Source organism: Streptomyces sp. NPDC057253, from assembly GCF_042669125.1.
Classification (GTDB): domain Bacteria; phylum Actinomycetota; class Actinomycetes; order Streptomycetales; family Streptomycetaceae; genus Streptomyces.
Genome location: NZ_JBHUXV010000060.1, coordinates 13562 through 27050, shown reverse-complemented (window position 1 = coordinate 27050; position 13489 = coordinate 13562). Strand labels below are relative to the sequence as shown.

Annotated in this window: 17 protein-coding genes; 9 read left to right on the top strand and 8 right to left on the bottom strand. The window is 72.1% G+C overall.

Annotation, left to right across the window (positions count from 1 at the left end):
• Positions 1–18: 18 nt before the first annotated feature.
• Positions 19–942, bottom strand: coding sequence for an NAD(P)/FAD-dependent oxidoreductase (locus tag ACFULQ_RS28635; protein WP_383549145.1), 924 nt, complete (start codon positions 940–942; stop codon positions 19–21).
• 64 nt (positions 943–1006) lie between these two features.
• On the opposite strand from ACFULQ_RS28635, the gene ACFULQ_RS28630 reads away from it, so the two are divergent.
• The 3 genes from ACFULQ_RS28630 (at position 1007) to ACFULQ_RS28620 (ending at position 4356) form a co-directional block, all read left to right on the top strand.
• Entirely contained in the window at positions 1007–1579 is a 573-nt protein-coding gene (locus ACFULQ_RS28630) for a helix-turn-helix domain-containing protein (RefSeq protein ID WP_383549142.1), read from the top strand.
• Positions 1580–1718: 139 nt separating this feature from the next.
• Positions 1719–3365 carry a dolichyl-phosphate-mannose--protein mannosyltransferase gene (locus tag ACFULQ_RS28625; RefSeq protein WP_383549141.1) on the top strand — a complete coding sequence of 549 codons (1647 nt, stop codon included), beginning with the start codon at positions 1719–1721 and terminating at the stop codon, positions 3363–3365.
• A 61-nt stretch (positions 3366–3426) separates the two neighbouring features.
• Complete coding sequence (locus tag ACFULQ_RS28620) at positions 3427–4356, top strand: prephenate dehydratase (RefSeq protein ID WP_383549139.1); 930 nt, start codon at positions 3427–3429, stop codon at positions 4354–4356.
• 172 nt (positions 4357–4528) lie between these two features.
• Here the strand turns inward: ACFULQ_RS28620 and ACFULQ_RS28615 are convergent, their stop codons facing one another.
• Positions 4529–5074, bottom strand: a complete 546-nt coding sequence (locus ACFULQ_RS28615) for a GNAT family N-acetyltransferase (protein ID WP_383549137.1) — start codon at positions 5072–5074, stop codon at positions 4529–4531.
• A gap of 56 nt (positions 5075–5130) precedes the next feature.
• Positions 5131–5505: a VOC family protein gene (locus ACFULQ_RS28610; protein WP_383549134.1), complete on the bottom strand. Its 375-nt coding sequence runs from the start codon at positions 5503–5505 to the stop codon at positions 5131–5133.
• A gap of 158 nt (positions 5506–5663) precedes the next feature.
• Between ACFULQ_RS28610 and ACFULQ_RS28605 the strand changes: the two genes are divergently transcribed.
• On the top strand, positions 5664–5858 hold the full coding sequence (locus ACFULQ_RS28605) for a hypothetical protein (protein WP_383549212.1): 195 nt from the start codon (positions 5664–5666) through the stop codon (positions 5856–5858).
• 4 nt (positions 5859–5862) lie between these two features.
• On the opposite strand, the gene ACFULQ_RS28600 is transcribed toward ACFULQ_RS28605, so the two are convergent.
• Entirely contained in the window at positions 5863–6426 is a 564-nt protein-coding gene (locus tag ACFULQ_RS28600) for a CGNR zinc finger domain-containing protein (RefSeq protein ID WP_383549132.1), read from the bottom strand.
• A 177-nt stretch (positions 6427–6603) separates the two neighbouring features.
• Between ACFULQ_RS28600 and ACFULQ_RS28595 the strand changes: the two genes are divergently transcribed.
• The 5 genes from ACFULQ_RS28595 to ACFULQ_RS28575 all read left to right on the top strand — a co-directional run bounded on the left by ACFULQ_RS28595 (position 6604) and on the right by ACFULQ_RS28575 (position 11192).
• Positions 6604–7572, top strand: a complete 969-nt coding sequence (locus ACFULQ_RS28595; RefSeq protein WP_383549129.1) for an NADPH:quinone oxidoreductase family protein — start codon at positions 6604–6606, stop codon at positions 7570–7572.
• On the top strand, positions 7569–8750 hold the full coding sequence (locus ACFULQ_RS28590) for an acyl-CoA dehydrogenase family protein (protein WP_383549126.1): 1182 nt from the start codon (positions 7569–7571) through the stop codon (positions 8748–8750). The genes ACFULQ_RS28595 and ACFULQ_RS28590 overlap by 4 nt, the downstream gene beginning before the upstream one ends.
• On the top strand, positions 8747–9829 hold the full coding sequence (locus tag ACFULQ_RS28585) for an acyl-CoA dehydrogenase family protein (RefSeq protein ID WP_383549123.1): 1083 nt from the start codon (positions 8747–8749) through the stop codon (positions 9827–9829). The genes ACFULQ_RS28590 and ACFULQ_RS28585 overlap by 4 nt, the downstream gene beginning before the upstream one ends.
• 180 nt (positions 9830–10009) lie before the next feature.
• Positions 10010–10867: a phosphatidylinositol-specific phospholipase C/glycerophosphodiester phosphodiesterase family protein gene (locus tag ACFULQ_RS28580; protein WP_383549120.1), complete on the top strand. Its 858-nt coding sequence runs from the start codon at positions 10010–10012 to the stop codon at positions 10865–10867.
• Positions 10868–10997: 130 nt separating this feature from the next.
• Positions 10998–11192, top strand: a complete 195-nt coding sequence (locus tag ACFULQ_RS28575; RefSeq protein WP_383549118.1) for a hypothetical protein — start codon at positions 10998–11000, stop codon at positions 11190–11192.
• Between the two features lie 12 nt (positions 11193–11204).
• On the opposite strand, the gene ACFULQ_RS28570 is transcribed toward ACFULQ_RS28575, so the two are convergent.
• From ACFULQ_RS28570 to ACFULQ_RS28555, 4 genes are all read right to left on the bottom strand, one after another.
• Positions 11205–12443, bottom strand: coding sequence for a phosphodiester glycosidase family protein (locus tag ACFULQ_RS28570; protein ID WP_383549115.1), 1239 nt, complete (start codon positions 12441–12443; stop codon positions 11205–11207).
• Between the two features lie 72 nt (positions 12444–12515).
• Positions 12516–12902: a DUF779 domain-containing protein gene (locus tag ACFULQ_RS28565; RefSeq protein WP_383549112.1), complete on the bottom strand. Its 387-nt coding sequence runs from the start codon at positions 12900–12902 to the stop codon at positions 12516–12518.
• A gap of 67 nt (positions 12903–12969) precedes the next feature.
• Positions 12970–13221, bottom strand: coding sequence for a hypothetical protein (locus ACFULQ_RS28560; RefSeq protein WP_383549109.1), 252 nt, complete (start codon positions 13219–13221; stop codon positions 12970–12972).
• 43 nt (positions 13222–13264) lie between these two features.
• Positions 13265–13417 (bottom strand): hypothetical protein, encoded by a 153-nt coding sequence (locus ACFULQ_RS28555; protein ID WP_383549106.1) that lies wholly within the window; start codon positions 13415–13417, stop codon positions 13265–13267.
• Positions 13418–13489 lie beyond the last annotated feature (72 nt).

Genomic DNA, 13489 nt, shown 5'->3' with positions numbered 1-13489 from the left:
GTACCGGAGGCGCCGGGTCTACACCCTGGCGGCCGCATCGAGGTCCGCCATCAGCAGGTCCCCGTTGATCGTGGCCCCGGCCCGGTAGCCGCCCGCCGCCGCGTTGATCACCTGCTCGCCGAAGCCCATCGCGTTGCCCGCGGCCCACACCCCCGGCACGGTCGTCTGCCCCGTTGCGTCGACCACCGGAAAGGCGCCGAACGGGGTCTCGGTCAGTTCGGCCCCGAGCCGTTCCAGCAGGCCGCTCCGCGGAACGGCCCGAGGTGCGGTGAACAGCGCCTCGCGGGCGAACACCCGGCCGTCCGCCAGTCGTACGGCGGTCAGCCGGTCGTCGCCCACCACCAGCTCGGCGACCTCGCCGGGCACCAGCTCGACGCCGGCCGCGGCCAGTCTGCGCAGGTCGTCGTCCGCGAGGTCGGACTCGGCGACCGTGTGCAGGAAGAACGTCACGTCCTTGGACCACTGGGAGACCATCAGCGCCTGGTGCACGCTGAGCGGACTCGTGGCGAGCACGCCGAAGGCCTGGTCGCGGACCTCCCAGCCGTGGCAGTACGGGCAGTGCAGCACGTCCTTGCCGAAGCGCTCGGCGACGCCGGGCACGTCGGGCAGCTCGTCCCTCAGGCCGGTAGCGACCACCAGGCGCCGGGCCCGGAGCACGGGTCCGCTCGCCAGGGTCACGGCGAAGCCCGGGGCGACGTCCACCACCTCGTCGCGGACCAGTTCGACGCCGTACGCCTTGATCTCCTCGCGGCCGATCGCCAGGAACTCGGCGGGCGGCATGCCGTCCCGGGTGAGGAAGCCCTGCATGTGGGCGGCGGGTGCGTTGCGCGGCTCGCCCGCGTCGACGACGAGTGTGCGGCGGCGGGAGCGGCCCAGGACGAGGGCGGCGGACAGCCCGGCGGCACCGCCGCCGATGACGATCGCTTCGTAGGTCTCGGTCATGCCGCCACCGTCGTCCTGGGGTGCGGGATTGACAAACTTCTTTGCCGATTCTGCAATTTGTCCCATGACTACCGATGACGTTCTCGCGGAGGTCGGGCCCCGGCTGCGGCGGCTCCGGAAGGACCGGGAGGTGACCCTGGCCTCGCTGTCCCGGTCGACGGGGATCTCCGTGAGCACCCTGTCCCGCCTGGAGTCCGGCCTGCGCAAGCCCAGCCTGGAGCTGCTGCTGCCCATCGCCCAGGCCCATCAGGTGCCGCTCGACGAGCTGGTCGGTGCCCCGCAGGTCGGCGATCCCCGGGTGCGGTCCGCGCCGCTCGAACGTCATGGACGCACGTTCTGGCCGCTCACCCGGCAGCCGGGCGGCCTCCAGGCCTTCAAGGTGCTGGTGCCGCGCCGCGCGGAGGAGCCGGAGCCGCGCACCCACGAAGGCTATGAGTGGCTGTACGTCCTGGCGGGGCGGCTGCGGGTGGTGCTGGGGGACCATGACGTGGTGATGACGGCGGGGGAGGCGGCGGAGTTCGACACCCGGGTGCCGCACTGGTTCGGCTCGACGGGGGAGGGGCCCGCGGAGTTCCTCAGCCTCTTCGGACCGCAGGGCGAGCGGATGCACGTCCGCGCGCGTCCCCGTAGGACCTGAGCGACCCCCGTCCGAGACAGCGTGAGCGACCCCCGTCCGAGACAACTGGCGGACGGGCCGGGTAAGTTCACCGGATGGACGAGATAGCGCGGCGGCCGCACCCCGCCGCACGGCAGGGTGTCCGGTGACGAGCAGCCCCATGACCCGACCCCCCGTCGCCGAGGACCCGGTACCGGAGCCCCTGACCTGGCAGGACCGGCTTCGGCGGCACGGATACACGCCCCGCCCGGCGGCCGACGTCCGTGAGCGCCTCGTCCCGAGTTTCCCGAAGCGGTCGGTGTGGGACTGGCTGGGGCCGGTCCTCGTCGCCGCCGTGGCCGGGGTGATCCGCTTCTGGCACCTCGGCCGGCCCCGGGCCCTGATCTTCGACGAGACCTACTACGCCAAGGACGCCTGGTCCCTGTTGCGGCAGGGCTACGAGGGCACCTGGCCGGACCGCAAGATCGCCGACCCGCAGATCCTCGCCCACCCCCAGGTCGTCTCGCTGTCCGACACGGGCGCCTTCGTCGCGCACCCGCCGACCGGCAAGTGGGTCATCGCCCTCGGCGAGTGGATGTTCGGCCTCACCCCCTTCGGCTGGCGCTTCATGACGGCGGCCCTCGGCACGTTGTCGGTGCTCATGCTGTGCCGCATCGGACGCCGGCTGCTGCGTTCGACCCTGCTGGGCTGCCTGGCCGGCGCGCTCCTCGCGGTGGACGGGCTGCACGTGGTGATGAGCCGGACCGCCCTGCTGGACCTCGTCGTGATGTTCTTCGTCCTGGCGGCGTTCGGCTCCCTGCTGATCGACCGGGACCATGCACGGGCCCGGCTCGCGGCCGCCCTGCCGGTCGACGCGGACGGCCGCGCCCGCCCGGACGAGCACACCGCCGACCACGCCGGAACCGGCCCGCGCCCCTGGCGCGTCGCGGCCGGCGTCTTCCTGGGCCTGGCCGCCTCCACCAAGTGGAACGGCCTGTACGTCCTGGTCTTCTTCGCGGTCCTGACCGTGCTGTGGGACGTCGGCTCCCGCCGCGTGGCGGGCTCCCGGCGCCCGTACCTGGCGGTGCTGAACAAGGGCCTCGGCTGGTCCCTGCTCTCCCTGGTGCCGGTCGCCGTGCTGACCTATCTGGCCACCTGGACCGGCTGGTTCCTGTCCGACGACGGCTACGGACGCCACTGGGCCGACGGCCGCGGCGGCACCTGGTCCTGGATCCCGGCCCCGCTGCGCAGTCTGTGGCACTACGAGCACGCCGTGTACGCGTTCAACGTGGGACTGCACACCCCGCACAAGTACGAGTCCAACCCCTGGAGCTGGCTGGTCCAGGGCCGTCCCGTGCTGTTCCACTACCAGTCGCCGAAACCGGGCCAGGAGGGCTGCCGTACGGCGGTCGACTGCTCGCAGACCGTCCTCGCGCTCGGTACCCCGCTGCTGTGGTGGTCGGCCTGCGGAGCCCTCGCCTATCTGCTCTTCCGCTGGGCGCTGCGCCGCGACTGGCGGGCCGGGGCGATCCTGTGCGGGGTGGGCGCCGGCTATCTGCCCTGGTTCCTGTACCAGGACCGCACGATCTTCTCCTTCTACGCCGTCGTCCTCGTGCCGTACCTGTGCCTGGCGGTGGCGATGACGGTCGGCGCGATCCTGGGCCCACCGGGGGCGGACCGCGGCCGGCGCACCCTGGGCGCGGTGGCCGCGGGCACCCTCGTCCTGCTGATCGCCTGGAACTTCATCTATTTCTTCCCGCTCTACACCGGGCAGACGATCCCGTACGCCGACTGGCACTCGCGGATGTGGCTGGACACCTGGATCTGAGCCGGCCGAACCCTGGTACGTTACGGAGCTTCCGCCGCCCCACGACCAGAGACCGAGCACAGTGACGACCGTCGCGTACCAAGGTGAACCCGGATCCAACTCGGCGACCGCCGCGCACACCCTGTACCCCGGGTGCGCCGAGCAGCCCTGCACGAGCTTCGAGCAGGCCCTGGACGCGGTGACGCTCGGCACCGCCGACGTGGCCGTGATCCCGGTGGACAACTCCGCGGCCGGACGCGTGGCCGACGTCCACCATCTGCTGCCCGAGTCGGGGCTGTTCATCATCGCCGAGCACTTCCTCGCCATCCGCTTCGACCTGATGGGCGTGGCCGGGGCGACCGCGGACCAGGTGGAGTGCGTACGCAGTCATGTGCACGCCCTCGGGCAGTGCCGCAAGGTGCTGCGGGAGGGCGGCTGGCGCACCCTCGTCAGCGACGACACCGCCGGCGCGGCGCGCGAGGTGGCCGAGCTCGGGGATCCGCGGCACGCGGCGCTCGCCCCGCCCGCGGCGGCCGAGCGGTACGGCCTCGACGTGCTGCGCGCCGGGGTCGAGGACGACCCCGACAACACCACCCGGTTCGTCGTCCTGTCCCGGGACGCCGCCGTGGCTCCCGACACCGGGCAGCCGACCATGACGAGCCTGTTCTTCTCCGTGCGCAACATCCCGAGCGCGCTGTTCAAGGCGCTCGGCGGATTCGCCACCAGCGGGGTGAACCTCACGAAGATCGAGAGCTATCAGGTCGGTGCGGGGCTCGACGCCAGCCGCTTCTACGTCGAGATCGAGGGCCACCCCGACGAGCGGCACGTCGCCCTCGCCCTGCACGAGTTGGGGTTCTTCTCCACCGAGGTGCGGATCCTCGGCGTGTACCCGGCCCACCCGCACCGGTCCCGGACCGCCGTGGCCGCCTCAGGACCTGCCGAGGCCGTTCAGCAGCGTGTCGACGACGACGTCCGCGGCCTGCGCGGGGCTCAGCCGGGGCAGTTGACGTGACACCAGGTGCATGAGCTGGGGCAGCAGAGCGCCGGTCCAGCCGCCGGGGACGTCCGGGCGCAGCAGGCCCTCGGCGGTGGCCCGCCGCGACGCCTGCGTCGCCGAGGTAGACGCCTTCCAGGACCGCCGCGTGGGCCGTTCGGACTGGGGACCTGCACCGAGTTCAAGACGATCACTGTGTGAGCGGGGCCGGCTTCCAGTCCCGGGCCAGGAGGCCGAGCAGGACCTCGTCCAGGAACTCGCCCATCACCCAGGCCGAGGAGCGCAGCACGCCCTCGCGGACGAAGCCGTTGTGCTCGGCGGACCGCAGCATCGCCGCGTTGTCCGCCAGGGTCTCGATCTGGAGCCGGTGCAGACCGCGCACGACGAAGCCGTAGTGGCACAGGACCGCGACCACGTCGGTGCCGTAGCCCTTGCCGCGGCAGGACGGCAGCAGTCCGAGGCCGATGTGCGCCAACCGGTTGTGGGTGTCGATGCCCCATAGGGTCGCGGTGCCGACCAGCGTGCCGCCCTCCAGCTCCACCACGGAGAACGGCACGTGTCCCTGCTCCTTGTCGTCCACCACGAGCCGCGGGTCCTTCGCGCCGGGCGTGATCGGCCGCCACGGCCCGCCCTCGGCGCGCGAGGCGTTGACCACGTCGTCGTAGAGCTCGGTGCGCAGGACCGGGACGTCGTCCTCGTGACGGGCCCTCAGCCCGACCTTGCTGCCCTTCAACATGTGATCTTCCTATAGGAGCGGGCCGCCCCGCGGCAACCGAATAGCCGGCGGCGGGCTCAGTGGAAGCAGAGGCAGAACGGATGGCCGGCCGGGTCCGCGTAGACCCGCCAGTTGGCCTCGGGACGCAGCTGGTCCGTGCGCTCCAGCACGGTCGCCCCGAGGGCGAGTGCCCGCTGCTCCTCCCCGTCGAGGTCGTCCACGTCGAAGTCCAGGTGGAGCTGTTGCGGGTGGTCCTGGCCGGGCCACTGCGGCGGCCGGTAGCCGTCCACCCGCTGGCAGGCCAGCGGGATGCCCTCGAACCCGTGCACCTCGACCCAGTCGGGATCCTCCGCGTCCGCGACCACCCGGCCGCCGAGCAGCTCCGCGTAGAACTCGGCGAGCCGTACCGGGTCGGCGCAGTCCAGTGCGACCGCCTGCAGCTTTCGAATCATGGTGGGGGCGTACCCACGGCCGGGGCGGACATGCGCGGCGCGTGCCGGACGCCCCTCGATGCGATCCGTCACCACCTTGACAGGTGACGAACCCCGAGTGCACGCTGGGCACCGTCCAAGGCGTCGAGCCGGACACGGTCCACGAAGGGGAGCACGTCATGAACAAGGACCTCACCTCGGATGCCGACACGGCGGCCCGGCGGGCGCGCTACGGCAGCCTCCCCGAGCGCATCCGCTTCGAGGACATGACCGAGGAGGTGGAGGCCGCTCCCGGGGGCGGGGCGAACGCGTCGTACGACCCCGAGGGGGGCTGGAAGTACTACTCGTGCCTCGCCCTCGATCTGGGGCTGTAGGGGGTCAGCCCGCCGTCGTCGCGGGGGCGTCCTTCTTGCGCGCGCGGTACGCGGCCGCCTTGATCCTGTTGCCGCAGGACTCCATGCCGCACCACTGGCGTCGCATGCCGCGCGAGCGGTCGAGGTAGACGCGGGTGCACTCGGGGTTGCCGCACTCCTTCATGAGGGGCACGTCCGGGCCGCTCAGCAGCTCCACGGCCTGCCGGGCGACGGTCGCGAGGGCCTGCTCGGGTGTCGCGTCGGTGTGCCGCCCCGAGCGGGTGAGCTGCGGGGTCGCGGGGGTCCTGCGCGCGGCGGCGTTGAGCACGGCGAGTGCCTGCGGGTCGAACCCGTCACCGAGGCGGCGGTCGGTGACGAGCTGGTAGACCGCCTCCCGTACCGTGATCGCCGCCCGGACGTCGGCCTCCTCGCCGGGGGTGATCGCGTCCACGAGCCCCGCCTCCAGATACCAGGCGTTGAGCCGCTCGGGCGTCACGAACATCTCGAAACGGGTCGAGCGCCGGGCGCGCAGGGTGGCCGCGAAGTCCAGGGCCGGGTGCCCGCACACGAAGACGTGGTCAAGGTTCACATCACCATCTTGACAGGTGATTGTGACGGGGGGCAAGGAGCGTCGTCGGCGACGCCCGGTGTACCCGGATCGGTGCTTTCTCCCGCGGACTGTTCCCTGATGGGCAAGCGACCGCTTAGTATGCGAAGGACCCCGGTCAGACCCCGGCAAGACGACGCAGTCCTGTGGAGGCCCCCCATGCAGGCATGGCAAGTGCACGAGAACGGCGAGCCGAGCGAGGTGATGCGCCTCGAGGACGTGGCCCGTCCCGTGCCCGGCGACGGCCAGGTCCTGCTGAAGGTGCGCGCCGCGAACATCAACTTCCCGGACGTCCTGATGTGCCGCGGCCACTACCAGGTCCGCCCGCCCCTGCCCTTCACCCCGGGCGTGGAGATCTGCGGCGAGACCGAGGACGGGCGGCGCGTGATCGCCAACCCCGCGCTGCCCCACGGCGGTTTCGCCGAGTACGCCGTCGCCGAGGCCGCCGCACTGCTGCCCGCCCCGGACTCGCTGGACGACGCCGAGGCCGCCGCGCTGCACATCGGCTACCAGACCGGCTGGTTCGGGCTGCACCGACGGGCGCACCTGGAGGCCGGCGAGACCCTGCTCGTCCACGCTGCCGCGGGAGGGGTCGGCAGCGCGGCCGTGCAGCTGGGGAAGGCGGCCGGGGCCACCGTGATCGGTGTCGTCGGCGGTGCCGACAAGGCCGCCGTGGCCCGGGAGCTGGGGTGCGACGTGGTGATCGACCGGCGGAGCGAGGACGTCGTCGCCGCCGTGAAGGAGGCCACCGGGGGCCGGGGCGCGGATGTGATCTACGACCCCGTGGGCGGCGAGGCCTACACGCAGTCGACCAAGGTCGTCGCCTTCGAGGGACGGATCGTGGTCGTCGGCTTCGCCAGTGGGACCATCCCGAACCCCGGCCTCAACCACGCCCTGGTGAAGAACTACGCCATCCTGGGCCTGCACTGGGGCCTGTACAACACCAAGAACCCCAAGCTGGTCCAGCACTGCCACGAGCAGCTCACCGAACTGGCCGCCCGGGGCGCGATCAAGCCGCTGATCAGCGAGCGGGTACCGCTCGCCGGGGCCGCGGACGCGGTCCAGCGCCTCGCCGACGGGGTGACCACGGGCCGGATCGCCGTCGTACCCACGGGAGCACAGGCATGACCGACGCAGCCGAACTCCAGCGCCGCACCGCCGAGTTGCTGGCCGCCCACCCGCCCGCGACCACGGACCGGCTCGACTTCCTCAGGGCCCGCTTCGACGCGGGGCTCGCCTGGGTGCACTACCCCGAGGGCCTCGGCGGACTGGACGCGCCCCGCTCCCTCCAGGCCGTCGTGGACGCCGAACTGGAGGCGGCGGGCGCCCCCGACAACGACCCGCGGCGCAACGGCATCGGCCTCGGCATGGCCGCGCCGACCATCCTCAAGTACGGCACCGAGGAGCAGAAGCAGCGCTATCTGCGGCCCCTGTGGGTGGGGGAGGAGGTCTGGTGCCAGCTCTTCAGCGAGCCCGGCGCCGGATCCGACCTCGCCGCGCTCGGTACACGTGCCGTCCGCGAGGGCGACGAGTGGGTGGTCAACGGGCAGAAGGTGTGGACGTCCGGCGCCCACAACTCCCGCTGGGCCATCCTCATCGCCCGCACCGACCCGGACGTGCCCAAGCACGCGGGCATCACCTACTTCATCTGCGACATGACCGACCCGGGCGTCGACGTGCGTCCGCTGCGGCAGATCACCGGTGAGGCCGAGTTCAACGAGGTCTTCCTCACCGACGTCCGCATCCCCGACGACCGCCGCCTCGGCGAGATCGGCGACGGCTGGCGGGTCGCCCAGACCACCCTGAACAACGAGCGCGTCGCCATCGGAGGCATGCGGCTGCCCCGCGAGGGCGGCATGATCGGCCCGGTCTCGAAGACCTGGCGCGAGCGCCCCGACCTGCGCACCCAGGACCTGCACCAGCGTCTGCTGAAGCTCTGGGTCGACTCCGAGGTCGCCCGCCTCACCGCCGAGCGGCTGCGCCAGCAGCTCGTCGCCGGACAGCCCGGACCCGAGGGCGCCGGCATGAAGCTCGCCTTCGCCCGCCTCAACCAGGAGATCAGCGGCCTGGAGGTCGAACTCCGCGGCGAGGAAGGCCTGTTGTACGACGACTGGACCATGCGCCGGCCCGAACTGGTGGACTTCACCGGCCGCGACGCCGGCTACCGCTATCTGCGCTCCAAGGGCAACAGCATCGAGGGCGGGACCAGCGAGGTACTGCTGAACATCGTCGCCGAGCGGGTCCTGGGCCTCCCGGCCGAGCCGCGCACCGACAAGGACGTCGCATGGAAGGACCTGTCCCGATGAGCGCACAGCCCGATCTGCTGTACTCGGAGGAGGAAGAGGCGCTGCGGGCCGCCGTACGGGACCTGCTCGCCGACCACTGCGACGCGCCGGGTGTCATCGCCCGCACCGAGTCCGACGCCCCGCACGACCTCGCGGCCTGGAAGGCCCTCGCCGACGGCATGGGCCTCGCCGGCCTCCTGGTCCCGGAGGACAAGGGCGGCCAGGGCGCCACCCACCGCGAAGTCGCCGTCGTCCTGGAGGAGTTGGGCCGCACGGTCGCCCCCGTGCCCTACCTCACCAGCGCGGTCGTCGCCACCGAGGCACTGCTCGCCTGCGACGCCGACGACCTCCTCGCCGAGCTCGCGTCCGGGCGGAGGATCGGCGCCCTCGCCGTCGCCCTGAACATCGCCCCGGGCGGCGCCTACAAGGTCGTACGCCATGAAGACGGAGCCCTGCACGGGGAGTTGACCGCGATCGCGGACGCTCAGGCGGCCGATGTGCTGCTGGTGCCCGCGGACGACGGCGGGCTCTACGCGGTGGACGCCGACGCGGTGACCGTCACCCCGCAGATCTCCTTCGACCTGACCCGGCCGCTCGCGACCGTCACGCTCGACGCGGCGCCGGGCCGCCTTCTCGGGGACGCCGAGGCCGCCGTGCACCGGGCCCTGAGGGCCGGGGCCGGGCTGCTCGCCTCCGAGCAGTTCGGGCTCGCCGAATGGACGTTGACCGAGACCGTGCGCTACCTCAAGGAGCGCAAGCAGTTCAACCGGCCCGTCGGTGGCTTCCAGGCGCTCAAGCACCGGCTCGCCCAGCTGTGGCTGGAGGTCGTCAACCTCCGTGCCGCCGCCCGCAACGCGGCCGACGCGCTCGCCACCGGTGCGGACGCGGACGTGGCGGTCGCCGTCGCCCAGGCCTACGCGGCGTCCGTCGCCGTGCACGCCGCCGAGGAGGCGCTCCAACTGCACGCCGGGATCGGCATGACGTGGGAGCACCCGGTGCACCTGTATCTGAAGCGGGCCAAGTCCGACTCGATCGCGTACGGTACGGCGGGTGCGCACCGCGCCCGACTGGCCGAACTCGTCGACCTCCAGGCGCCCTGAGCACACCGCTCGCAGTCCGGTGAAGCCCGCCCCACCTGGGGCGGGCTTTCCCGTGCGGCTGCGCGGAAGGAGTGAACGGGCGACGGCGGTCCGGCCAACTCCTGTCGCGTACAGGTCCCTTGAGGGGGAAACGGCCCCATACTCCCTGTGGTTCCGACCGGCCCCACAGGGAGGCAGAACATGGCCCGCACCACCCGTCGCAGAGCCCTCACCACCTTCGGCCTCGCGGCCGCCGCGGTACTCGCCCCACCCGCCGGCAGCGCCTGGGCCGCCGAACACAAGCACCGCCCGCGCCCGTTGTGGCGCGCCCACGCCCACAACGACTACGAGCATCCGCGCCCACTTCTCGACGCCCTCGACCACCGCTTCGGCAGCGTCGAGGCCGACATCTTCCTCGTCGGCGACCAACTCCTCATCGGCCACACCGTGGAGGACCTGGACCCGACGCGCACCCTGGAGTCCCTCTACCTCGACCCGCTGGCCAGGATCGTGAAGGCCCACCACGGTTCGGTGTACCGGGGAGACCGCCGTCCCCTCCAACTGCTCGTCGACATCAAGACCGAGGGCTCCTCGACGTACCTCGAACTCGACCGCCATCTGCGGCGCTACCGGCACCTGTTCACGACCTACGTCCACGGCAAGGTCGTGCCGGGCGCGGTCACGGCCGTGATCTCCGGCGACCGTGCCGCCCGGGTGCCCATGGCGGCCCAGACCGTACGGCGGGCCTTCTACGACGGCAGGCTCGCCGACCTCGGCACCTCGGCGCCCGCCGCCTTCATCCCGCTGATCAGCGACAACTGGACGCTCAACTTCACCTGGCTCGGCGAAGGGGCCTTCCCCGAGGCCGAGCGGCAGAAGCTGCGGAGCATCGTCGGGCAGGCCCACGCGCGTGGGCAGAAGGTGCGCTTCTGGGCCACCCCGGACCTGCCGGGCCCGGCCCGGGACGCGCTGTGGACCGAACTCCTCGCCGCCGACGTCGATTACTTCAACACCGACGACCTGGCAGGCCTGGAGGCCTTCCTGGACGCCCACCGATAGCCGGACCCCCACGGGTGTGACACCACTCGTTCGGAGGACACTTCAGCCGCCCGGACGAACCCTCCGCTACGCCACACTTGCGCCCGAACGCCGTGAAACGGACCCGGCGGCGTGGCGGAGGAGGCTGTCCATGGCGATTTCCATCTCGGTGCTGGTGCTGCTGCTGATCCTTGCGGTGATCTTCATTCGCAGCGGTGGACTCAAGGTCTCCCACGCGCTGGTGTGCGCGCTGCTCGGCTTCTACCTCGCCGGCACGAACATCGCGCCCACCATCCACAGCGGCATGACGGCGACCGCCGACATCGTCAGCAGTCTGCGCCCCTGACCCGGGCCGGGGTCAGCGCTTCGAGAAGACCCCGATGCCGTTGGGGACCGGGCGTTCGGCGCCGTCCGAAGGGTGGTTGAGGGCGGCGACGGAACGCGTGCCCGGCAGCCGGGCGGCCATGGTCGAAGAACCGCCGCCGTCCAGGCTGAAGGCGTCGACCGAGCCCAACGTCCGCATGGTGTCGGCGACTTCGGCGATTGTCAGCCCGCTGCGATAGGCGGGCGCCCCGTCCAGCGCCAGGAGATACAGCGTCCGGCCGCCGTTCGCGATCCCCACGGCCGTACGCACGGCGGACGTCCTGCGGTCGAGGCCGGGCAGCGGACGGCCGTGCGCCAGCACCGGATAGCCGCCGAGCGCGAAGCGGTACGGGATCCACGACGAGGCGGCGACCAGCCGGTGCTCCACCGACACCGCCGAGCCGACCGCGAGCTTGCGCAGCTGTTGCGCGCCCGCCTCGCGGCCCACGAGCACGGTGGTCTTCGCGGAGATCGGTCCGCTGCCCGGGGTGTCGGCGGTGGCCACGACCCGCCCGGCACGGACCGTCACCTCATGGGTGTCGGTGCTGCACGGGGCCGCCCGGTCCGCGTCCGTCCCGCAGGTCGCCCGCACCCGGGACGCGCTGCCCCAGTCCGAGGTGAAGGCTCCCACCGAACCGACCGGCAGGGCGTACTGGTTGAGCCCGCCGAGCGGCAGCCGCTCCTCGGGGGTGCGGACCGACCCGGCGAGGGCCAGGTCGTCCAGGCGGGCCCGGCGGTCGGTGCCCACCCCGAACACGTCCTCGGTGCCGGTACCGGGGGGCAGCGCGGGCCCGAAACGCTGGCCGTCCGGCACCGCCCCCTTGAGCACCCGCCCCCGTGCGATCGCCGGTCCCACGCTCGCGCCGGTCGCCTGCACGCCCGGGTGCTGAACCTCCGAGATGTTGAAGAAGTCGCCGTTCACCCCCGCGAGGGCACCCTGCGCGGTCGCCTGCCGGGACACCGTGTCCCGCGCGGCCACCGCTCCCGGATACAGCAGCTCCACCCGCACCCGCGGGTCGCGCAGGTCCACGCTCAGCACATGGGCGTGCGCCGGCCCCGCGGCCGCGGGGATGTCGAACTGCCCGTAGCGCACGCCCGTCGCGAGCCGTGTCCACTGCGGCGCGGCGCCGGCCGGGGCCGCGCCCACCAGGGTCGCACCGGCCAGCGTGCCGAGTGCCGCGAGTAACGTCAGTACCGATCTGCCTGCGCCGAAACGTCCTTGACGGTGCGTCACAGCTCTCCCTGAGGTCTCGTCAACTGTCCCAGAACTCAGGGGAAGTGCACCAGACGACGACGGCCGGGGGGCCTACTCGGGACCGACCACACGCGAACGGATGAGGAAACGCACCCCCTCGGGTGCCTCCAGGGAGAACCCGCTGCCCCGGCCCTCGACCACGTCGACGATCAGCCGGGTGTGGGCCCACACCTCGTACTGGCTCCTCGACATCCAGAACGTGACCGGCGCCTCGACCCCCGCCACGTCCAGCTCGGCGAGCAGCACGTCCGAGCCACCGGTCCGGAACTCGCCCTCGGGGTAGCACATCGGCGCGCTGCCGTCACAGCAGCCACCGGACTGATGGAACATCAACGGTCCGTGCGCCTCGTGCAGCCGCCGCAACAGCCCGGCGGCCGCAGGCGTGAGCTCGACCCGCGGCACCTCGTCGTACCCGACACGTGCGGAATCCTCGTCCATGGTGGTCGAGTGCAGCACGGGGAAGGTTGCGAGGGGGTTGCACGGTCCGCTGCTCGGGCGACCGGCCTCAGGACAGGTCGATGGGCTCCGGGTTCCACTTGTACCGGGCGTCGTCCTCGTCCTTGAGGAGAACGCCCGCCTCGGCCATCCGGTCCAGGATGTCCACGAGCATGTCGCCCAGGGGATATCCGTCGACCCAGAACATCCGCTTCACCGAGGAGAACTTCTGGTCGGGCGGGAAGACCCCGAGGATGATTCCGAGCCGGAACGCCGCGTCGTCGTAGTCCCGCCAGTCGGCCAGGACGTCCTTGAGCTCCAAACGCGGTCATCCTTTCTCAACGGGCCTACCGCGTGTCGCGGCGCTAGCAGGTGGCGACGTCGCAGCCGAAGTCGAGGAGGAACAAGAAGACGAGAACGGGCCACAGGACCGCAGCCGCGACGAGCCCCACCGCCAGCAGCCGCGACCGCTTGCGGCCCAGCTTCTGCAGACGGCCCGGGTCCTCGCCCTGCACCACGGCCGGCTGCCTCCACTTGGGGCGGCGGACTGGCCGTCCGCGATGAAGAGCACGGACCGACTGTAGGCCCCT